The organism is Rhodoferax ferrireducens T118 (genome assembly GCF_000013605.1).
In the GTDB taxonomy this organism is placed as follows: Bacteria; Pseudomonadota; Gammaproteobacteria; order Burkholderiales; family Burkholderiaceae_C; genus Rhodoferax; species Rhodoferax ferrireducens.
Window position 1 is genome coordinate 4,259,268 of the sequence record NC_007908.1, and the last position, 20,779, is coordinate 4,280,046.

General features: G+C 61.1%; 20 protein-coding genes and 1 pseudogene. 6 read left to right on the top strand and 15 right to left on the bottom strand.

Annotated features, from left to right (window positions below):
• Positions 1–72: 72 nt before the first annotated feature.
• Complete coding sequence (locus tag RFER_RS19385) at positions 73–1,179, top strand: ABC transporter substrate-binding protein (protein ID WP_011466078.1); 1,107 nt, start codon at positions 73–75, stop codon at positions 1,177–1,179.
• A gap of 6 nt (positions 1,180–1,185) precedes the next feature.
• Here the strand turns inward: RFER_RS19385 and RFER_RS19390 are convergent, their stop codons facing one another.
• From RFER_RS19390 to RFER_RS24255, 5 genes and pseudogenes are all read right to left on the bottom strand, one after another.
• Positions 1,186–1,818, bottom strand: coding sequence for a 2-hydroxychromene-2-carboxylate isomerase (locus tag RFER_RS19390; protein ID WP_011466079.1), 633 nt, complete (start codon positions 1,816–1,818; stop codon positions 1,186–1,188).
• Positions 1,819–1,867: 49 nt separating this feature from the next.
• Positions 1,868–1,990, bottom strand: a complete 123-nt coding sequence (locus tag RFER_RS24980; protein ID WP_279587684.1) for a hypothetical protein — start codon at positions 1,988–1,990, stop codon at positions 1,868–1,870.
• Positions 1,991–2,027: 37 nt separating this feature from the next.
• Positions 2,028–2,423, bottom strand: coding sequence for a DUF1924 domain-containing protein (locus tag RFER_RS19395; protein ID WP_011466080.1), 396 nt, complete (start codon positions 2,421–2,423; stop codon positions 2,028–2,030).
• A gap of 84 nt (positions 2,424–2,507) precedes the next feature.
• Positions 2,508–2,852 (bottom strand): annotated as a pseudogene (locus RFER_RS23130) (diheme cytochrome c); the annotation flags it as partial.
• A gap of 12 nt (positions 2,853–2,864) precedes the next feature.
• Positions 2,865–3,026: a hypothetical protein gene (locus RFER_RS24255; RefSeq protein ID WP_166485764.1), complete on the bottom strand. Its 162-nt coding sequence runs from the start codon at positions 3,024–3,026 to the stop codon at positions 2,865–2,867.
• Between the two features lie 204 nt (positions 3,027–3,230).
• Between RFER_RS24255 and RFER_RS19405 the strand changes: the two genes are divergently transcribed.
• The 4 genes from RFER_RS19405 to RFER_RS19420 all read left to right on the top strand — a co-directional run bounded on the left by RFER_RS19405 (position 3,231) and on the right by RFER_RS19420 (position 7,396).
• A complete protein-coding gene (locus RFER_RS19405) occupies positions 3,231–3,743 on the top strand; it encodes an OmpH family outer membrane protein (protein WP_011466081.1) in 513 nt (170 codons plus the stop codon).
• A 20-nt stretch (positions 3,744–3,763) separates the two neighbouring features.
• Entirely contained in the window at positions 3,764–4,429 is a 666-nt protein-coding gene (locus RFER_RS19410) for a response regulator (protein WP_011466082.1), read from the top strand.
• Complete coding sequence (locus RFER_RS19415; protein ID WP_011466083.1) at positions 4,426–5,760, top strand: ATP-binding protein; 1,335 nt, start codon at positions 4,426–4,428, stop codon at positions 5,758–5,760. The genes RFER_RS19410 and RFER_RS19415 overlap by 4 nt, the downstream gene beginning before the upstream one ends.
• Positions 5,761–5,890: 130 nt before the next feature.
• Positions 5,891–7,396, top strand: coding sequence for a Do family serine endopeptidase (locus RFER_RS19420; protein ID WP_011466084.1), 1,506 nt, complete (start codon positions 5,891–5,893; stop codon positions 7,394–7,396).
• Positions 7,397–7,413: 17 nt separating this feature from the next.
• Here the strand turns inward: RFER_RS19420 and RFER_RS19425 are convergent, their stop codons facing one another.
• The 4 genes from RFER_RS19425 to RFER_RS19440 form a co-directional block, all read right to left on the bottom strand.
• Complete coding sequence (locus tag RFER_RS19425) at positions 7,414–8,169, bottom strand: YbaK/EbsC family protein (protein ID WP_244095750.1); 756 nt, start codon at positions 8,167–8,169, stop codon at positions 7,414–7,416.
• A gap of 1 nt (position 8,170) precedes the next feature.
• Positions 8,171–9,079, bottom strand: coding sequence for a hydroxymethylglutaryl-CoA lyase (locus tag RFER_RS19430; RefSeq protein ID WP_011466086.1), 909 nt, complete (start codon positions 9,077–9,079; stop codon positions 8,171–8,173).
• Positions 9,080–9,127: 48 nt separating this feature from the next.
• A complete protein-coding gene (locus RFER_RS19435; RefSeq protein WP_041790996.1) occupies positions 9,128–9,376 on the bottom strand; it encodes a DUF3297 family protein in 249 nt (82 codons plus the stop codon).
• Positions 9,377–9,659: 283 nt separating this feature from the next.
• On the bottom strand, positions 9,660–11,384 hold the full coding sequence (locus RFER_RS19440; RefSeq protein ID WP_041792914.1) for an ABC transporter ATP-binding protein/permease: 1,725 nt from the start codon (positions 11,382–11,384) through the stop codon (positions 9,660–9,662).
• 479 nt (positions 11,385–11,863) lie between these two features.
• Here RFER_RS19440 and RFER_RS24260 point away from each other — a divergent pair, with 479 nt between their 5' ends.
• Positions 11,864–12,103 (top strand): hypothetical protein, encoded by a 240-nt coding sequence (locus RFER_RS24260; protein ID WP_166485765.1) that lies wholly within the window; start codon positions 11,864–11,866, stop codon positions 12,101–12,103.
• Between the two features lie 28 nt (positions 12,104–12,131).
• Here RFER_RS24260 and RFER_RS19445 read toward each other — a convergent pair whose 3' ends face one another.
• The 6 genes from RFER_RS19445 to RFER_RS19470 form a co-directional block, all read right to left on the bottom strand.
• On the bottom strand, positions 12,132–13,319 hold the full coding sequence (locus RFER_RS19445; protein WP_011466090.1) for a radical SAM/SPASM domain-containing protein: 1,188 nt from the start codon (positions 13,317–13,319) through the stop codon (positions 12,132–12,134).
• Between the two features lie 201 nt (positions 13,320–13,520).
• Positions 13,521–14,441 carry a 2-hydroxyacid dehydrogenase gene (locus tag RFER_RS19450; protein ID WP_011466091.1) on the bottom strand — a complete coding sequence of 307 codons (921 nt, stop codon included), beginning with the start codon at positions 14,439–14,441 and terminating at the stop codon, positions 13,521–13,523.
• Positions 14,442–14,454: 13 nt separating this feature from the next.
• Positions 14,455–16,479 (bottom strand): acetyl-CoA carboxylase biotin carboxylase subunit, encoded by a 2,025-nt coding sequence (locus RFER_RS19455; protein ID WP_011466092.1) that lies wholly within the window; start codon positions 16,477–16,479, stop codon positions 14,455–14,457.
• Between the two features lie 22 nt (positions 16,480–16,501).
• The gene (locus RFER_RS19460) at positions 16,502–17,278 is read right to left on the bottom strand and encodes an enoyl-CoA hydratase/isomerase family protein (RefSeq protein WP_011466093.1); all 777 of its coding nucleotides are present in this window, start codon (positions 17,276–17,278) and stop codon (positions 16,502–16,504) included.
• Positions 17,279–17,336: 58 nt separating this feature from the next.
• Positions 17,337–18,959: a carboxyl transferase domain-containing protein gene (locus tag RFER_RS19465; RefSeq protein ID WP_011466094.1), complete on the bottom strand. Its 1,623-nt coding sequence runs from the start codon at positions 18,957–18,959 to the stop codon at positions 17,337–17,339.
• Positions 18,960–18,969: 10 nt separating this feature from the next.
• Entirely contained in the window at positions 18,970–20,706 is a 1,737-nt protein-coding gene (locus RFER_RS19470) for an AMP-binding protein (protein WP_041790998.1), read from the bottom strand.
• Between the last annotated feature and the right edge of the window lie 73 nt (positions 20,707–20,779).

The following is a 20,779-nucleotide window of genomic DNA, read 5'->3' on the forward strand; positions in this document are numbered from 1 at the left end:
ACCGGTAGTTTCCACAATAATGACCATCCAAAAATCCGGATACAGTCCGGACTGACTTACAAGGATCTCGCCATGAAGCTTGGACATTCAGTGTTAGGGGCATTTTTGCTGGCGGCGATGGCCGTGACAGCCCATGCGCAAATTTTGATCGGTCAGACCGCGGGTTTCACTGGCTCCGTCGCCGCTGGCGTGAAAGAAACTGCGGAAGGCGCGAAACTCTACCTGGATGCGGTGAATGCCAGAGGCGGGGTCAACGGCCAAAAGATCGACCTCATTTCACTTGATGACAAATTCGACCCCAAACTGGCCGCCGAAAACGCCCGAAAACTGATCGAGGAGCAAAACGTCGTGGCGATGTTTCTCACACGAGGCACACCACAGACCGAAGCCATTCTGCCGTTTCTGGACAAATATGGCGTGCCATTGATCGCACCATCGACTGGCGCCATGGTGTTGCACACACCGGTCAAAAAACATGTTTTCAACGTTCGGGCGACCTACCAGCGAGAAGCCGAAAAGGCCATCGCCCATCTCGCCTCCATCGGCATCACCCGGATTGCTGTGGTGTATACCGATGACAGCTTTGGTGCGGATGGCGTGGCAGGCGCTCAAAAAGGTCTGTCCGCCGCCAAGCTGACCCCGACCGCGATGGAGAAGTTCGACCGATCCAAACCCGACTTTTCCCAACTGGCCCCCAGGATCGCCAAAACTGACGCGCAGGCGGTCATGATGATCGCTTCCGCCACATCCACCGCTGACTGCATCAAGGCCTTGAAAGCGGCAGGCAGCAACGCCCAGTTTGTGACACTGTCCAACAATGCTTCCGGCGGGTTTATCAAGGGCCTGGGAGACAACGCCCGCGGTGTCATCGTCTCGCAGGTGTTTCCCCAATCCATCGGTTTTGGGCTTGTCAAGGAAGCCACCGATTTGGCCAGGGCCAAGAACCTCACCAATGTCAGCCCCGCCATGCTGGAAGGATTCGCATCCGCCAAAGTACTGGTTGAGGCCTTGCGGCGGGCCGGCGCCAAACCCAGCCGCGAGCACATTCAGTCTGCACTGGAAGGTCTTCGGAAATTCGATATTGGCGGGCTGGACGTCAGCTACAGCCAGGAAGACCACACCGGGCTGGACTTTGCCGACCTGTCCATCATCAGTGCGGACGGCAAGTTCAGAAGGTAAGCCAGCTCAGCGCCGCACCCCCGGTGCCACCGCGGCGGCAGCGCTCCATGCGGTGGCAAACCAGGCATCACCGGCCAAATAGTCCTGCAGCATCGGCAAGGCATCCAAACCCCAAAACAGCTTGCCATCGACCTCAAAGGTCGGCACGCCAAAAACGCCGCGTGCGATAGCCTCATCCGTGTGTGCTTTCAGCTGCGCCTTGACCGCGTCGCTGTCGGGAGCCCGCTGCGGCGCCAGGTGTTGGCTGACTGCCTGCAAACGCTGGGCATCGGTGGCGTCAAAGCCGCCCTGCCAGACGTGTTTGAACAGGGTTTCGCAAACGTAACGATTGGGCAGACCCTGCGCCTCACAGGCCACGGCCAGCCGCAACAGCGCCAGCGGATTGAATGGATGACTGGCTGGCAACTGCAGTTCCACCCCCTGCCGGCGCGCCAGCCACAGCACCTGGCGGTAGGTCCAGTCGCGCTTGGGCGCAATCTCGGCCGGCCCCAGTTGCCCATGGTGCTTGAGCAGCGCGGCCAGCAGGATCGGTTTGTAGCTCACGCTGTAACTGTGCCCCATCAGCGCCTCGGGCAATTTTTCAAAAGCCAGATAGGCGTAAGGTGAAATGAAATCGAGATAGAAGGTGATGTGTTTCATGGTTTGCCATTTTCGACGCCATCAGACATACAGACATACATGCCGCAGCCTAGCGCGCAATTTTGACACGATGCGCATCGAAGATGCCCTTGTCCGCACCGGCGTGGCAAGCCGCGCAGTTGATTCGCAGCGGTGCGGCGCTGGATGTCCAGCGGCTGGACGCTTTTTTCATCAAAAGATACAGGGTCCAGGGACTTCATGGCACTGGCCTACTTGGAGAGCAGATAAGCCATGAAATCTCCCTTTTCCTGTGCCGTGCAGGCGCGTTTGAGGACGTCACTGCAATTGCGTTTGAACCATTTTTCGACATTGGCCGCATCAGTCAAGCGCTTGGGATTTGCCGCCGGGGCCATCGGCAAAATCACCTTGTTGGTTTTGAGATGCTTGCCTTCCTGCATGGGGGAATCCGTATGGCACGAGGCACACGCAAGTTCACCCACCCTGGTGGTGTAGAGCCGGCGCCCGGCAGTCGCCGAGAAGTCCTGGAAGGCCGGGTTTTCCTGCTTGGCCGCCGCGCGATAGCTATCCTGAACCGGGTTGGCGGCAGCGACTAAAGGCAGTGCCGGGCAGACCAGCCAGGACATTTTTTTCAGCGTTTGCTTCATGGAATCTCTTTCTATGGGTGAAGTGGTGTTAACACTCGATCCGCCATCGGGTTCTCCGCCTTGTGGATCAAAACTGCAGTGCGCTCATTGGCCCGGAATACGCACCTCGTCCTCATCAAAGCGCCCCCGCTCAGCACCTTGGTGGCAGGCGGCACAGTTGGACGGACTGTGCACCGACGGGCGTGCCCAAACATGGGCGGGCAATTCACTGGCGCGGTGCTTGCGCAGAAACCAGCCAGACCGGGTGATGCGATTCTGCGCTGGCAGGCCACCATCCGTACCCCCATGGGCGGCCAACCATTGGCTGATTTCACGTGCATCAGCAATTGGCAGCGAGGCATCGGTGCCAAAGTGTTTATTCAACGAGCCCATCAGGTTCTGCCACGATGCGGCGGGCAAGAAACCCGCCGGGTAGGCAATATGGCAGGAGGCACACTCTTTCTAGTATTTCGGCAGAGTGGTCTGCGACGAACTTTTTCCATGCAAGGCGCCTTTGAAGAAGCCTCGTAAACCGCCTTCGTGTTCTTGCGCCTGCGCATGAGTCGCCGCAAGCAGAGTGACAAGCAGCGTGGCCATCATGGCTGAACTCAATAAACGTGGCATAAGTGTCAACCTGAAAAAGTAGTTGGGACGCTTTGATTTTTTCTCACAAGACTTAGGTGAAACTTAGGCCGGTCTTGATTCTCCCCAAAGCCTTAAGATTCACCTAAGTCCCGATGGACCACAATATCGGGCAGGCGGCCTGGGTACTGCATCCAATGTGACGAAGATACAGGCCGCGCAACAACAGATCGGAACGAGCTTTAAATGAACAACTTTCTACGCCGGTGCTGCACCGGCCTTGCTTTCGCTGGCTTGCTGATCAGCGCTCAGGCGCAGGCACTTCACCTTGGGTTTATCAAAACCGACCGCATCTTCAAGGAGGCCAATAGCGCCAAGATCGCCCAAACCAAACTGCAGCAGGAATTTTCCAAGCGCGAAAAAGAGATTGCTGCGCAGGATGCGCTGCTGAAGTCGGCGGCCAACAAATTTGAGGTCGAAGCGCCCACCCTGTCGGAGGCGCAGCGTGTCAGCCGTCAAAAACAGTTGGCCGACCAGGACCGCGAGTTGCAACGAAAGCGTCGCGGTTTTGAGGAGGACCTGACTGCGCGCAAAAATGACGAATTGCAGCAGCTGCTCGCAGACGCCAACAAGGTCGTCAAACAGGTGGCCGAGGCAGAAAAATATGACCTGGTTTTGCAGGACGCAGTCTATGTCAGCCCAAAGCATGACATCACAGACAAGGTGCTGAAGATCATGAATGCGCAGAGCGGCAAATAACCGAATGTGGGGCCAGTCTCATGCGTTTGCTGCTGGTCGAGGACGACTTGATGATTGGGGAATCCGTGCTGGACTTGCTCCGGGCGGAAGGCTACGCGGTCGATTGGGTCAAGGATGGGGAGATGGCCGACACCGCACTCGACTCCCAGACCTACGATTTGGTGCTGCTTGACCTGGGGCTGCCGCGCCGGGATGGGCTTGCGGTATTGCGCCGGCTGCGCGCTCGCAAGGACCGCACACCGGTGCTCGTCGCCACGGCACGCGACGCCATAGCGCAACGCGTTGAAGGCCTGGACATGGGTGCCGATGACTACATCGTCAAGCCCTACGAACTCGATGAGCTGCTGGCCCGCATACGGGCCTTGATCCGCCGCGCGGCTGGCCGCGCAGAGCCGGTCTATGAACACCTGGGTGTAAGCATCAACCCGGTCACGCGTGAGGTGCTGCTTGACGGACAGGCCGTGGTGCTGTCGGCACGGGAATGGTCCATCCTGGAACTGCTGCTTGCGCGCCCGGGCATGGTGCTTTCCCGCAGGCAACTTGAAGAAAAACTCTACAGCTGGAAAGATGACCTCAGCAGCAATGCGGTCGAGGTGTATATCCACGGACTGCGCAAGAAACTGGGGCCTCGCATCATCCAGAATGTGCGGGGTGTTGGTTACATGATTCCCCAAAGCGCCCCATGAGTTTGCCACCGTCGCATTCGCTGCGCGGGCGATTGCTTTGGCTGCTTCTGGTCGCCATTATTTTCCTGGCCGGGGTGCAAGCGGTCATCGCCTACCGAACGGCTTTGGCTGAGGCGGATGTCATTTTTGATTACCAAATGCAGCAGATGGCCATGTCGCTACGCCCCGGCTTGCCGGTAGGTGGCGGACTGGATGAGTCGTATGAAACCAAAGATGAAGAGAACTTTGATTTCGTGATCCAGGTGTGGACCGCTGACGGTTTGCGAGTGTTCCAGTCAAGCGCACGGGCTGAATTGCCCCAGCGCGCCGTGCTGGGGTTCTCCACCGTTCAAGCGCGGGGTACCACTTACCGCTTGTTTTCGGTCGCCGCCGGCGCGCAAGTGATTCAAGTGGCACAGGATATGGCGGCCCGTCGTGAAATGGCCGGGACTTTGGCCCTGCGCACGGTCAGTCCCATGGTGCTCATGGTGCCTCTGTTGATGCTGGTGGTTTGGTGGGTGGTCAGTGCCTCGCTGGCGCCCGTGTCACGGGTGCGCAGGCAAATCGCGACACGCCAGGCCGATGAGCTGGGCGAATTGAGCGAGGATGATTTGCCCGATGAAATTCGTCCTCTTGTTCATGAATTGAACCTTTTGTTCCACCGGGTACGTCAGGCCTTTGATGCGCAAAATAACTTTGTGGCTGATGCCGCGCATGAGCTGCGTTCACCACTGGCGGCGCTCAAGCTTCAAGTGCAGGGCTTACGCCGTGCTGCTGACGACGCAACGCGTGATGTCGCCATCAACCGCCTCAACGCGGGCATCGACCGTGCTACGCGGCTGGTTGAGCAGTTGCTGGTACTGGCGCGACAACAATCGAACTCCGCGCTGGGCGCCAAAGCGGTTCCGATTGACTTGACGACCCTGGCACGACTCGCGCTGGCCGACGCGGCTGGAGCGGCGGCCGCACGCCAGATTGACCTCGGCCTGGCGCAGGCAGATCCCGGCATCGTGATGGGGCATGAGGAAGCGCTTCGCATCCTGATGCGCAACCTGCTCGACAACGCCATCAAGTACACACCCGTGGGCGGAACGGTCAACCTCGCGATCCGCGGCGAGGATGGGCAGACGCTGTTGACCGTTGACGACAGTGGTCCCGGTATTGCCGCAGAAGATCGCCAGCGTGTGCTCGATCGCTTTTATCGCGTCGCCGGCACCGAGGGCAGCGGCAGCGGCCTGGGGCTCGCCATCGTCAAGACGATTGCGGACTTGCACCAGGCGACGCTGTCCATTGACCGCTCTGAGAGTCTGGGCGGCCTGCGCGCGACGGTCACGTTCACCCGCGTGTCGTGACTCCACAGAAGCGGCTTGTCAGTGCCCGGTTTGCGCGAGCGGTGTCATCGTGTGATGATTTAAGTTTGGTCTAAGTTGAGGTTCTGACAATCAGGTTGTGGTTTTACTCAACGACTTGAAAGGACCTCTCATGAATACCTCTCTCTTTTCCCCGCGGCGCTTGGTGCTGGCACTCGTTTCAGTTGGCGTCCTGGGTGCGGCGGGCGTTGGTGCCTTGAGTTTTTCACACGCGCAGGCTGCCGTTTCCACAGCACCCACTGCAAGCGCAGCAGCGACGGCCCCCGTTGTGGCCCTGCCGGATTTCTCCCAGATTGCGGCACGTAACGGCGCGGCGGTGGTCAACATCAGCGTCACCGGGATGATCAATACCTCGGGTGAAGACAACGGCGATGGCGCACCACACGGCGCCAGGCCGGGTATGCCCGGCATGGATCCAAACGATCCGTTCTTTGAATTCTTCAAGCGCTTTCAAGGTCCCAACGGTGGCTTTCCGGGCCAGCCCCGGATGCCGATGCATGGCCAGGGCTCGGGATTCATCATCAGCCCCGATGGCGTGATACTGACCAACGCCCATGTGGTGCGTGACGCCAAAGATGTCACCGTCAAACTCACCGACCGCCGCGAATTCCGCGCCAAAGTGCTCGGCACTGACCTGAAGACCGATGTCGCGGTACTCAAGATCGATGCCAAAGACCTGCCAACCATCACGGTGGGCACTACGCGCGACCTGAAAGTGGGCGAGTGGGTACTTGCCATCGGATCGCCGTTTGGCTTCGAGAACAGCGTGACCGCAGGGGTGGTGAGCGCCAAAGGCCGCTCACTGCCGGACGACAGTTTCGTGCCCTTCATTCAGACTGACGTGGCCGTCAATCCCGGCAACTCAGGCGGGCCGCTGTTCAATACCCGCGGCCAGGTGGTTGGCATCAACTCGCAGATTTACAGTCAAAGCGGCGGCTATCAGGGCCTGTCGTTTGCCATTCCGATCGAATTGGCAAGCAAGGTCAAGGATCAGATAGTCGCCACCGGACATGCCAGCCACGCGCGCCTGGGTGTCGTGATCCAGGAGGTGAACCAGACTTTTGCCGATTCCTTCCATCTCGACAAACCCGAAGGCGCGCTGGTGTCCAACGTTGACAAGGACGGCCCGGCGGACAAGGCGGGGCTCAAGAGCGGTGACGTGATCCTGAAAGTCAATGGCCAACCGATCATCATGTCCAGCGATCTGCCGGCCCTGATCGGCACGGCAGCGCCGGGCGATAAGGTCAGTCTTGAAATCTGGCGTCAGGGCAAGCGCGAACAATTCACCGCCAGGCTTGGCGACGCCAGTGCCAAGGTGGAGCAGCTGGCCAAGGCAGACGACGGCGTCGGCCAAGGCAAGCTCGGGCTGGCACTGCGTGCCTTGCAGCCGCAGGAGAAACGCGCCGCCGGCGTGAACCAGGGTTTGCTGGTCGAGGATGCAGCTGGCCCTGCCGCCCTGGCGGGCGTGCAAGCGGGTGACGTACTGGTGGCGGTGAACGGCACGCCGATTGAAAGTGTGACCCAAGTTCGCGCCATAGTGGCCAAGGCCACCAAATCGGTGGCGCTGCTGATTCAGCGTGACGGCAGCAAGATCTTCGTGCCGGTGCGCCTGGGTTGATGAATGGACATGCCGTGCTAGTCGGTGGTGATCTTCAATGCCGCAAGCCGCAGTTCAATCTGCGCCCAGATGGCGCGTTTGGCCGGGTCATCGACACCGCTCCACTGAATGATTTCATCGAGGGTGCGGAAGCACCCTTCACACAGCCCGGTGTCTTCGCTCATGCGACAGACCGAGATGCACGGTGAAGGTACATTTTGACCTTTAGCCCTCGCCAGCACTTCACGAGAAGCTATTAATTCAATAGCATCCTGTGGTCTATCGGGCGCGAAGGCCTGCACCACATCGACCACCGGCGCGCCGGTCAGCCGGGCCAGATCCTGTGGGCGCAGCTGGAACACGGCATGCGGGTGACCCGCGGCGGCCCAGATCTCTTGAAAGCGAAAAAGCGTCTGGTCGATCAGTGTCACTGAATCTGACGCGTGTGCAATCGGGGCCACGCCGCCGATCGAAAAACCGGTTTTGGCCTTGACGAAAGCGGCGTCCGCGCGGCCCAGCGGCCCCACCAGCGCCGCGACCCTGGCCTCGTCCACGCGCTGATCTCCCGCCGTCACCACCAGCACCGCCGCGTCGTCGGCCAGACGCCTGAAGATTATGCTCTTGGCAATCTGCCCAACGACCACGCCGAGCGCGTCGGCCGCCTGCTGCGCGGTCCGCGCAGCGTCACTCAGCATCAGCGGTGCGCAAGCGTGCCCCTGCGCCTGCAGGGCAGCGGCCACGCGCTGCACAGCGGCAGACAAAGGCTTGGCGTGCACTTTGTGCATCTGGTTCATTTCAAGCCGGCCGTTTGTTGAACAAGGCCTTGCCAGCCCGTGATTGGGTTGAGCGACCCAAGAAGTCGCTGATGAACTGACCCGCGTCGATCAACTTGTCCAGGTCGATGCCGGTCTCGATGCCCATGCCGTGCAACAGGTAGACCACGTCCTCGGACGCCACGTTGCCGGTGGCCCCCTTGGCATAAGGGCAACCGCCCAAGCCCGCCACCGAGGCGTCAAACTGCCAGACCCCCATTTGCAGGCAGATCAAGGTGTTGGCCAGGGCTTGGCCGTAGGTGTCGTGGAAGTGACCTGACACGTCATCGAGATCAAAATGCCTGAGCGTGGCTTCCATGGCGCGCTGCACCTTGAGCGGCGTGCCCACGCCAATGGTGTCGGCCACGCCCACATGCTGCACGCCAATTGAGCGCATCAAGCCCGCCAGGTAGCCCACGCGGGCGGGCGCAACCTCGCCCTCGTACGGGCAGCCCACGCTGCAACTCATGGCGCCGCGCACATAAATGCCTGCCGCGCGCGCAGCATCCACCACCGGCGCAAAACGCTCGATGCTCTCGGCAATGCTGCAGTTGATGTTCTTCTGGCTGAAAGCCTCGCTGGCCGAGGCAAACACCACAATCTCGTCCGGCTTGGTCAAGAGCGCCGCTTCAAAACCCTTGAGGTTGGGCGTCAACACCGAATAGCGCACGCCGGGCAGGCGATTGATGCCTGCCATGACCTCAGCGTTGTCAGCCATTTGCGGCACCCATTTGGGCGACACAAAGCTGGTGACTTCAATTTCTTTCAGGCCGGCGGCTTGTAAGCGGTGCACCAGTTCAATCTTGACCGCGGCGGGCACGTCCTGCTTCTCGTTTTGCAGGCCGTCACGCGGGCCGACTTCGACCAATTTGACTCGTGTAGGGATGGACATGAAAACTCTCTGAAGTTGGAATCTGTTTATTCTTGACCTGACAGCACGTCATCGATAAAACGCTTGGACGCTGCCCTTCAACGTGATCATCAGCGGATTGCCCTTGCGATCGAGCGTCTTGCCTGCGGGAACCTTGATCCAGCCCTCGCTGATGCAGTACTCCGCCACATTCAAACGCTCCTTGTCATTCAATCGAATACCCACGTCATGCTCGAATACGGCAGCCACGTGATGGGGACTGCGCGGGTCGATGGACAGACGGTCGGGCAGGGGCGGAAATTGAGTGGCTTCGTTCATAAATATCTCTTTGTCAATTAAGGCGGATCTGGCCCGATTTTCCATGATTTGCCCATTACCTGGTCTGGATCAGATGCGCCAACAGCTCACGTGACCTGAATTGCAGTTTCAGCCACACCATCAGCAGCCGCTGCAGATTGGAGACAGTCAGATTTTCAAAAAGAAAACGTCCAATAAAAAAGTTCAGGGGAAATGACGCGAAGCATTGTTTTGACCTTAGGGGTTGGGAGGGACTCCTCCCGTTTTGTTGGGTCAACTGGCGCACTCAAATTTCCTCAATCACTTACGGGCCCCAACGGTAGCCTCTTGCCTCATGCAGCGTCCAGCTGCCGTTACCGGGCAGTTCCAGCACCCAATGGTGGTGCTTCACGATGGCCTGGTGATGGCTGACGCTGATCGGTGTGATGGACAGGACGGCCAGCTGGCCGTACAGGCGCTCCTCATTGCCCGCATCCAGCGCGCTGGTGGCCTCATCGAGCAGCAGGTAGCGGGGCTTGGCGAGCAAGGCCCGGGCAAAGACCAGCCGCTGCTGCTCGCCGACGGACAGCACCCGGGACCAATCCAGTTCTGCGCCCAGGCCGCCGAAGCGCTCCGCCAGCGTCGGCAAATTAACCTGCTCAAGCCACTGCAGCAGTTCTTCGTCCGAGATGTCGCGCTCGGTTTGCGGGTAGGTCAGCTGGCAGCGCAGGTCGCCCAGCGGCAAGTAGGGCTGTTGCGGCAGGAACAACATGTCCGATCCGGCCGGTCGCGTTACTTCGCCCGAGCCCGTGTTCCACAGCCCGGCAATGACCCGCAACATCGAACTTTTGCCCGTGCCGCTGGGCCCGACGACCAGCAGTCCTTCGCCCGGCTTGACGGCCAGCGTGAGTTCCTCAAGCAGCAGGTGCTCGCGGTTGGGGGTGAGCACCGTCAGACGCTCAAGGGCAAGATCAAAGCCATGCACGGTGTGAATCTGCGTGCCATCGTCGGCGGCGCTGGCGGGCTGGCCTGCCTCATCCCCCAAGGCTTCCGAGAAGGCATGCAGCCGGTCAACACCGGCGGAAAAGCGGCTAAGACCCTCGAAATGCTGAACAATCACCGTCAGTGCGCTCAGAATGGCAGCGAAGGCGCCAGCGGCCTGGATCGCCCGGCCGACCTCCAGCTTCCCGGAGAGGACCTCGTTCGCAATGATCACGGTGGGCAGTACGATGGTCAGGAAACTGTGGGCGTACTGGAAGAGGTTGAGCTTGAACTGCCAACGCAGCACTTGCTGGTAGTTGGCGTAGGCCGCCGCGAAAACACGCTGTAGCGCCGACATCTCGCGCGCCTCACCGTCGTGGAAGGCAATCGGCTCAGCGTGTTCGCGCACCCGCACCAGGCTGAAGCGAAAGTTTGCCTCACGCTGCAGTTGGCGAAAGTTCAAGCCGATGAGCCGTTTGCCAAATACTGCGCCCGTGAATACGGTGCTCAAGATTGCATAGCCGAGCAGGAAGTAAACCAGCCCCTGCGAGATGGTCCACAGCACGCTGGAGAAGGCGACCAAGTCGATCACCGAGCCCAGCGCGATCATGGAGAAGTAGAGCGACTGCTGGGTGAAGCTGTTGATGTCTTCGGCAATGCGCTGGTCGGGGTTGTCGATGCCGCTGGTGTTGAGCCGGTAATAGGCGCGCTGATGAAAATAGCGCGCCAGAAAGCTGTCGGTCAGCCAGCGGCGCCAGCGCAGCCCGAGCGTGTCGCGCACGTAGTAGTACAGGGCATAGATGGGCACCGCTGCCACGAGGATGGCCGTGTAGCGCCAGATCGAGGCCCAGAAGCGATCGGTGTCGCGCGCGGCCAGGGCCGAGGTGAATTCACCCGTTTCCTGGTTGAACAGCACGCTGAAGGCGGTCTGCCCCAGCAGCAGCAAGACCAGCAAGGCCAGCATGCCCCTGGCTGGCCAGCGTTCATCCGACAGCCAGTACGGACGCGCGATGGTGACAAAGCGTTGCCACAGGCGGGCGTTGAATCCGGGTGTTTCTTCGGTCGTCATGGCCATTTGAACTTCAGGTGCTTGCGGCCTCGCTGGAATTGATCAGGTACCGGGTGCCGGTAGCACAGTGACCGTCAACGACGATCACTTCGGGTTCAATCCGCACCAGCGCTTCGTCTGGCGCGGCGGTTGGTTCTCGCAACGGTGAGCAGCAATATTTCAAATTCGCCATTGGGCTTGACCAGAGAGCGATGTTGAGGCCCTGTGTGTCTTGGGTTGGAACTTGTGGCGGACACCTGTGATTGAAGTCCACTCTAGCACAGGGTCCATGGCCGTGTGGTTCACAAGCATCGAGCCACGATAACAGCCTCACGCGCGTATCATGGTACGGTCAATCGGTACTTAACTTCTCACTCATGAACCCTCTATTTCAAACCAGGCTTGCGCTTTTGGCCGTCACGGTCTGCTGTTGTGCTTCAGCTGGCGCGGCTGATTCAACTCAGCCCGCTGCGGGCACGCCACCGTCTGTCGTTGAAAGGGTGGGAAAGGCAGTAGAGCGTGGCGCGAAGGCCGCCGCCAGCGGTGTCAAAAAAGGCGTGACCGCAGGCGCACATGGGGTCGAGCGTGGCGCACAAGCGGCTGCCAGTGGCGTTGAACGGGGTGCCAAGGCTGCCGCCAGAGGCATCGAACACGGCGCAACAGCAACGGCCCACGCGGCCACGACGGTCGCCGGCAAGGTGGCACCATCACCCGCGTCTTCCTCGGCGGCAAGTCACTGAGCCTAGTCGGTTCTTGACTGGCCCTGGCTCAGGGCATGATCTCCACATACTCATAGACTTCACAATCCATGATCTGTTTGCGCACCGGCAGTGTGGCCCGGTCGAACCAGGCTTGCGGCTTGTGTTGGTCGATCTCGCGGCCCATGAAGCGGATCAACTCGCAGATCGGTTCGACCACGTTGGTGCGGTAGCGCTCGTCCTGCTTGACATAGCCGAGGTACATGTTCTTCATGCAATTGCCACGGCACCATGAAAATGCCTCGCATCCGTCGCAGGGCATGGCGGAGGTGGGTTGCAGCGGGCTCTTTTTGAGCCAGTTGCTTTTGACATCACCCATCTTCATTTCCGGGGCGTACATCATGTCCGGGCAGGGATAAATCTCGCCATTGGGCATCACGTTGAGCAAGTGCGTGGACACGCGGCACTGGGTGCGACCCGCATACAGTTCTTGTGCGCGGGTCGGGAAAAGCTTGTTGCGGACCATGCCCATCAGCGGAATCAGCGGGTAGATCACATCGGTGCGCGAGAAGAACTTGTCGATCAATTGCACCAGCACGGACTGGCGCTTGGCCACCGAGTCGCCGCCATACTGCTCATCGGCCACAAACTGCCAGTACAGGTAGTCAAACGGCGTGTCCTGCCCGACCAGCTGATCCAGCTCCTCAAAACAGGTGTCAGGATTGCCCCAGGTCACCCGGGCCGTGATGGTGCCGCCCACTTTGGCGCGCACTTCCCGCAGGTTTTTCATCACCTGGCGGTAGATGCCACGTCCGCGGTAGCCGTCGGTGGTGGCTTCGCCGCCGTCAATCGAGGCCAGCACGTTGGACAGCCGGCTCAAGGTCTCGTCCGGCAGTTTCGAGATCAGGGTGGCGTTGGTCTGCAGTTGAAAGCGAAACTGCGGGAAGCGCTGCATCACTTCCAGCATCAGTGGCTTGTTCAGCGTGGGCTCTCCCCCGTAAAACGTCACATAGACTTCCTTGCCCAACAGATGCTTGTCGACGAAGGCACAGAGTTGCTCAATGTCGTACTCCACATGAACCTGGGAGCCCAACACCTCGCCCACGCCCAATGAGCAATAGCTGCACTTCAGGTTGCATTTGAGGGTGGTCAGCAATTGCAGCTCGACCCGGCCGCCTACGATGGGGTTGACGTCCGATTGCGGGATGTCCGCTTTGGCGCTGTCTGAATAGAAGTGAATCGGCGTCGAGTGGTGCATTATTTGGACTGAAGGACTGGTAGATCGGGTTGCAGATGTGCGCGACCGGAATTTCGCGCGGGCAGCGAAGAGGCCGTCTCTGACGGGCGCCGATGATAAGCGCTACGGTGGCAAAAATGAGCTTTTGTGGCGCCGTAGCGACGGCTGCGGGGCGAAGAAGGATGTTTGATTGACCCAATCGACATTGGGGCGACGCCCCACTCAATAGCCCCGTTCCAAATCAACCCGTCCCACGACCGTCTCACCGCGCTCGAGCGCCTCCAGCTTGCCCGCGATCTGCGCAATACTGGTCTCGCGCAGGGTGCGCGCTGAGGTGTGCGGCGTGATGGTGATCTTGGGGTGCTGCCAAAACGGGTGCTTCAGGGGCAAGGGCTCGGTGCGAAACACGTCCAGCGTAGCACCGGCCAAGTGGCCGCTGTCAAGCAAGGCCAGCAAATCGTCGTCCACCAGATGCGCGCCGCGCGCCACATTGATAACGTAGCCACTGGGTTGCAGGCGGCTCAAGGTGTCGCGATTCAGGATGCCTTGGGTGTCGAAGGTGAGCGGCAGCAGGTTCACCAGAATGCGGCTGGATGCCAGGAACGCGTCCAGCTGCGCCCTGCCGTTGAAACCACGCACACCTGGCATCACCTTGGGCGAGCGGCTCCAGCCGTTCACGGGGAACTCAAACTGGGTGAGTGCCTGCGCCACGCGCTGCCCCAGCACGCCCAGGCCCATGACGCCGACGGGGAAGTCGGCCCGGTGGCGTGGCTTGTGAAACGTCCACTGACCGTGGCTGATGTCGGCCGCATAAACGTCCAGCTCGCGAAAGTGGCGAATGACGGCGTGACAGACGTACTCGGCCATCTGCACCGCCATGCCCGCGTCGTCCAGTCGCACCACGGTGGCCTGGGGCGGCAGGCGCAGCCTCAGCAAGGCATCAACGCCAGCGCCGATGGCAAACACGCCTTTGAGTTGCGGCTGCTGGTCAAAGAACTGTTGCGGCGGTGCCCAGACGACGGCGTAATCGGCCGGCGCTGCGCCGGGCTGCCAAAGCTCGACCTGAGCCTGCGGCAGGGCCGCGCGCAGACCCGCCAGCCAGGGTGTGGGTTCGGTGCCGGTGCAGCAGAAACTGATTTTCATGATGGCCCGATTATTACTGCGCCACCAGCTTGAGCAGCTCGGCCCCTTCCACCACTTGGTCGCCGGGCGCGTAGAGCAGTTCGGCGACCACGCCGTCCATCGGGGCGGCAATGGTGTGCTCCATCTTCATGGCGTCCATCACCGCCAGCGGCTGGCCCTTGCTGACCTTGTCACCGGCCTTGACGGCAAACGACACCACCTTGCCCGGCATCGGCGCCGTCAGGCGCCCGCCTTCCACCTGGCTGTCGCCAGCGTGCGCCAGGGCGTCAATTGCTATTATTTCTGTAGCTCCTTGTGCAGTAAATACGTGGGCTACAGCGTCTTTTCTATAGACACTGACAATCTGGCGCCGGGCCGCAAAGCGCACATCGATGCCTTGCGTCAACGGCACAAACGAAAACCCGCCGACCTCACCCGCCACCGCCAGTTGCAAGGCACCGTCGTGCAAGGTCGTCAGCTGCACGATATGCACCTGGCCCTGAAACGCGTAGTCGAAGCGGCGCGTGCTCGGTCCGTGCGAGCGCCAGCCGTCACGCCGGGCCCAGGGGTCGAGCCAGCCCGCGCGCTCGGCCAGTTGCGCCTGGGCGCAGCGTTCCTGCTGCAAGGTATGCGCAATCACACTGGCCACGGCCAGGCTCAAACCGACTTTTTCCTGCTTGAACAACACGGCCTCTTCACGGGGAATCAGCCCGGTGTCCAGGTCCGCCTGCACAAAGGAGCGGCTTTGCACCACATGGCGCAAGAACTGCACATTGGTGTTGAGCCCGACGATGTGGGTCTGGGCCAGCGCGGTGTCCAGCCTGGAGAGCGCCTGTTCCCGGCTGTCGCCATGCACGATCAGCTTGGCCAGCATGGAGTCGTAGAACGGGCTGATGGCATCACCTTCGCGCACGCCGGAGTCCACGCGCACGCCGCCATTGCTGCGCTCAAACGTGACGCATGCGGGCAGCCCATACACCTGCAGGGTGCCGGTGGCGGGCATGAAGTTGTTGTCCGGGTTTTCCGCGCAAATGCGGGCTTCGATCGCGTGGCCGGTGATCTTGAGCTGGTCCTGGCGCAGCGGCAGCGCCTCGCCGGCGGCCACCCGCAGCTGCCACTCCACCAGGTCCTGGCCGGTGATGGCTTCGGTCACGGGATGCTCCACCTGCAGGCGCGTGTTCATTTCCATGAAGAAAAAATCCATGGAACCGTCCGGGCGCTGCTCCACGATGAACTCCACCGTGCCAGCCCCCACATAGTTCACGGCCTGCGCCGCAGCCACGGCCGCCTCGCCCATCTGTTGGCGCAGCGCGGGTGTCATGCCCGGCGCGGGCGCTTCTTCCAGCACCTTTTGATGGCGGCGCTGCACCGAGCAGTCGCGCTCAAACAAGTACACATAGTTGCCCAGCGTGTCGCCAAACACCTGAATCTCGATGTGGCGCGGGCGCTGCACGTATTTTTCGATCAGCACCGCGTCATTGCCAAAGCTGTTGATGGCCTCGCGCCGGCAGGAGGCCAGCGCCGATGCAAAGTCCGCCGCGTTGGCCACCACCCGCATGCCCTTGCCGCCGCCGCCGGCACTGGCCTTGATCAGCACCGGGTAACCGATGGCGTCGGCCTCGCGCTGCAGCAAAGCCGGGTCCTGGTCGGCGCCGTGGTAGCCGGGCACCAGCGGCACCCCGGCCAGGCCCATCAGGCGCTTGGACTCGGCTTTGAGCCCCATGGCCAAAATGGCGGACGACGGCGGGCCAATAAACACCAGGCCGGCATCAAGACAGGCGCGCGCAAACTCTTCGTTTTCACTCAAGAAACCGTAGCCGGGGTGGATGGCTTGCGCCCCGGTAGCCTGGGCTGCCGCAATGATGTTTTGCCAGCGCAGGTAGCTGTCTTTGGGCGCGCTGCCCCCGATATAGACGGCCTCGTCACACACGCTGACGTGTTTGGCGTTGGCATCGGCATCGGAATAGACCGCCACTGTTTTGATGGCCATGCGACGCGCGGTGGCGGCGACGCGGCAGGCGATCTCGCCCCGGTTGGCAATCAGAATTTTGTTAAACATATCTTTCTTCTCTCTTGAAAATTCAGGACAGCCACGCGGGTTTGCGTTTTTGCAGAAAGGACTGCACGCCCTCTTTGCCCTCGGCACTGGCGCGAATGGTGGCGATGCCTTCGACGGTTTGGGCAATCAAGGCCGCATCGATGTCTTGGCCGGCCACGTCATGCAACAGGGCTTTGCACCTTTGCACCGCATTCGGGCTGGCGCTGAGCAGCGCTTGGGTCATTTCATTCACTTTGGCATCCAGTTGTTCTGCGCTCACCACGGCGTGCACAAAACCGATGCGCAAGGCCTCCACCGCGTCAAAACGCTCGGCGGTCAAAAAGTAGCGGTGCGCCGCGCGCGCGCCCATGGCGCGAATCACATACGGGCTGATGGTGGCCGGGTACAAACCCAGCTTGACCTCGCTCAGGCAGTAGTTGGCCGTGTCCACACTGACCGCCATGTCACACGCCGCCACCAGGCCCATGCCGCCGGCATAAACGTCGCCCTGAATGCGCGCCACCGTGGGCTTGGGGCAGGTGTAGATCACACGCAGCATCTCGGCCAACTGGGCCGCATCCGCCAGGTTTTCAGCGTATGTGTAGTCGGCCATACGGCGCATCCAGTTGAGGTCCGCACCGGCACAGAAGGCCGGCCCTGAAGCTGCCAGCACGATGGCGCGCACTTCCTTGTTGTGTCCCAGTTCAGTGAACGCCTGCGTGAGCTCGGCGATCACCTCGTCGTTGAAGGCGTTGCGGACCTCGGGGCGGCTCAATGTGACCTGCGCCACCGGGCCGGGTTGAATGTTCAGTGTTGCCATAGCGGTCAGCCTCGCAAGGTTTTCATCACATAAAAAAATCGGTTTCGCGGTGCAGCCACTACATGCGGAAGATGCCGAACCGGGTGTCTTCAATCGGGGCATTGCGCGCAGCGCTCAGGCCCAGCGCCAGCACACGGCGGGTGTCCACAGGATCGATGATGCCGTCGTCCCACAGGCGGGCGGTGGCGAAATAGGGGTGGCCCTGGCTCTCGTATTGGCGACGAATCGGCGCCTTGAAGGCTTCTTCTTCCTCCAGGCTCCAGGCCCCGCCCTTGAGTTCGATGCCGTCGCGCTTGACGGTCGCCAGCACGCTGGCCGCCTGCTCGCCGCCCATGACCGAGATGCGCGCGTTCGGCCACATCCACAAAAAGCGCGGGCTGAAGGCGCGCCCACACATGCCGTAGTTGCCGGCGCCAAAACTGCCGCCAATGATGATGGTGAACTTCGGCACCGCGGCCGTGGCGACGGCGGTCACCATCTTGGCGCCGTTGCGCGCAATGCCTTCGTTCTCGTACTTGCGCCCGACCATGAAGCCGGTGATGTTCTGCAAAAACACCAGCGGAATCTTGCGCTGGCAGCACAGCTCGATGAAGTGCGTGCCTTTCAAGGCCGACTCGCTGAACAAGATGCCGTTGTTGGCGATGATGCCGACCGGCATACCTTCAATGTGGGCAAAGCCCGTGACCAGCGTGCTGCCATAACGTGGCTTGAACTCGTGGAACTCGGAGCCATCGACGATGCGGGCGATGATTTCGCGCACATCAAACGGCTTGCGCGTGTCGGTGGGAATCACGCCGTACAACTCTTCTGCTGCCAATTTAGGAGCTACCGACCCAAGTAACGCGGTGGCTGGAGGCTTGATTTGGTTCAAATGGGCAACCGCTTGGCGCGCCAGCGCCAGCGCGTGCAGGTCGTTTTGCGCCAGGTGATCTGCCACGCCCGACAGGCGCGTGTGCACGTCGCCTCCGCCCAGGTCTTCAGCGCTGACCACCTCGCCGGTGGCGGCCTTCACCAGCGGCGGGCCGCCCAGAAAGATGGTGCCCTGGTTCTTGACGATGATGGCCTCGTCGCTCATGGCCGGCACGTAGGCGCCGCCTGCGGTGCAACTGCCCATCACCACCGCGATTTGCGCAATGCCCTGCGCGCTCATGGTCGCCTGGTTGAAGAAGATGCGGCCAAAGTGGTCGCGGTCCGGAAACACCTCGTCCTGGTTGGGCAGATTGGCGCCGCCCGAATCCACCAGATAGACACAGGGCAGGCGGTTTTGCTGCGCAATCTCCTGCGCCCGCAAATGCTTTTTGACCGTCATCGGGTAATAGGTGCCGCCTTTGACCGTGGCGTCGTTGCACACAATCATGCAGTCCACACCTTCGATGCGGCCAATGCCGCAAATGACACCGGCGCTGGGCGCACTGTCGGTGCCGTCGCGGTCCGGGTACATGCCCATGGCAGCCAGCGGTGACAGCTCCAGAAACGGCGTGCCGGGGTCCAGCAGCATTTGCACCCGGTCCCGCGGCAGCAGCTTGCCGCGCCCGGTGTGCCGGGCGCGAGCCACTTCGCCGCCGCCCAAAGCGGCGCGGGCGGTCTGCGTGTTGAGGTCATCCACCAGCGCGCGCATGGCTTTGGCGTTGGCCTGGAAATCCGCGGAGCGGGCATTGAGTTTGGTGTCGAGGGTGGGCATAGAACTTCTTTCAGGCCGTTTTGTCTTCTTGCAGTCCAAGCTGCTGCTTCATGTCATCCCGAATTTTGAACTTCTGGATCTTGCCGGTCACGGTCATCGGGAACCCGCTCACAAAGCGAATGTAGCGGGGCACCTTGTAGTGCGCAATCTGGCCCTTGCAGAAGGCTTTGACTTCAATCTCGCTCAGGGTCTGGCCCGGCTTGGCGATGATCCAGGCGCACAGCTCCTCACCATATTTGGGGTCCGGGATGCCCACCACCTGCACGTCCTGAATCTGGGGGTGGCGATAGAGAAACTCTTCAATCTCGCGCGGGTAGATATTTTCACCGCCGCGGATCACCATGTCCTTGATGCGCCCGACGATGTTGACATAGCCCTCAATGTCCATGGTCGCCAGGTCGCCGGTGTGCATCCAGCCCTGCTCGTCAATCGCCTCGGCGGTGCGGACCGGGTCTTCCCAGTAGCCGTGCATGACCGAGTAACCGCGCGTGCACAGCTCGCCTGACACGCCCGGCGCCACTGTTTCTCCACTGACCGGATCAATCACCTTGACCTGCAAATGGGGCTGCACCAGGCCGACGGTGGCCACCCGTTTTTCCAGCGGCGTCGTGGTGCTGCTCTGGCAACTGACCGGGCTGGTTTCGGTCATGCCGTAGGCAATGGTGACTTCCAGCATGTGCATGTCGCGCATCACCCGCTTCATGACCTCGATCGGACACGGCGAGCCGGCCATGATGCCGGTGCGCAGGCTGGTCAGGTCGAACTCGGCAAAGCGCGGGTGGTCCAGCTCGGCGATGAACATGGTGGGCACGCCGTGCAGGCCGGTGCATTTTTCGTCCTGCACGGTTTGCAGCACGGCCAGCGCATCGAAACCATCACTCGGATAAACAATGGTCGCGCCGTGCGTGAGGCAGGCCAGGTTGCCCAGCACCATGCCAAAGCAGTGGTAAAGCGGAACCGGAATACACAGGCGATCCTTGGAGGTGAGCTTCATGGCTTCACCGATGAAGAAGCCGTTGTTCAGAATATTGCGGTGCGTCAGTGTGGCGCCCTTGGGGAAGCCGGTGGTGCCGCTGGTGAATTGGATGTTGATCGGGTCGCTGGCGCGCAGCGTGCTGGCAATGGTTTCCAGCCGCGGGTCGGCCGCGTCCCCCGAAGCCAGCAACGTCGAGAAGCGCAGCAAACCCGGCGCTTCGTCGGCCTGGCCCGGCTCATCGAGCCACACCACCGTGCGCAAATGCGGCAGGCGGGCCGCCTGCAAGGCGCCCGGCTGCGCCGTGTCCAACTCAGGTGCCAATTCACGCAGCATGCCCAGGTAGTCACTGGTCTTGAAGCGGGCCATGGTCACCAACACCTTGCACGCCACCTTGTTCAGGGCATAGCCCAGCTCGGCCACGCGGTAGGCCGGGTTGATGTTGACCAGAATCAAACCCACCTTGGCGGTGGCCAGTTGCATCAGCAGCCACTGCGCGTTGTTATGCGACCAGATCCCGACGCGCTCGCCCGGCTTCAAGCCCAGGCCCAGCAAGGCACTGGCCAGTTGATTACTCGCTGTTTGCAGCGCGCGGTAGCTGTAGCGCTGGTGCTGGTGCGCGCTGACCAGCGCTTCGTGCTCGGGCTGGCGCGCCACGATGGCGTCAAAGAAGTCGCCCAGCGTTTGCTCGATCAAGGGCACATCGGTCGCGCCGCTGGACAGGCTGCAGGTCAAGGCGGGCGCACGCAAAGTGTCCGCAGGTTTTGGTGTCATGGTAATTCCCCCAAGTGGGCACAAGCCCGGATAGCCATCGCAGTGACAAGCATAGCGGTCCGAAGCCATCCAT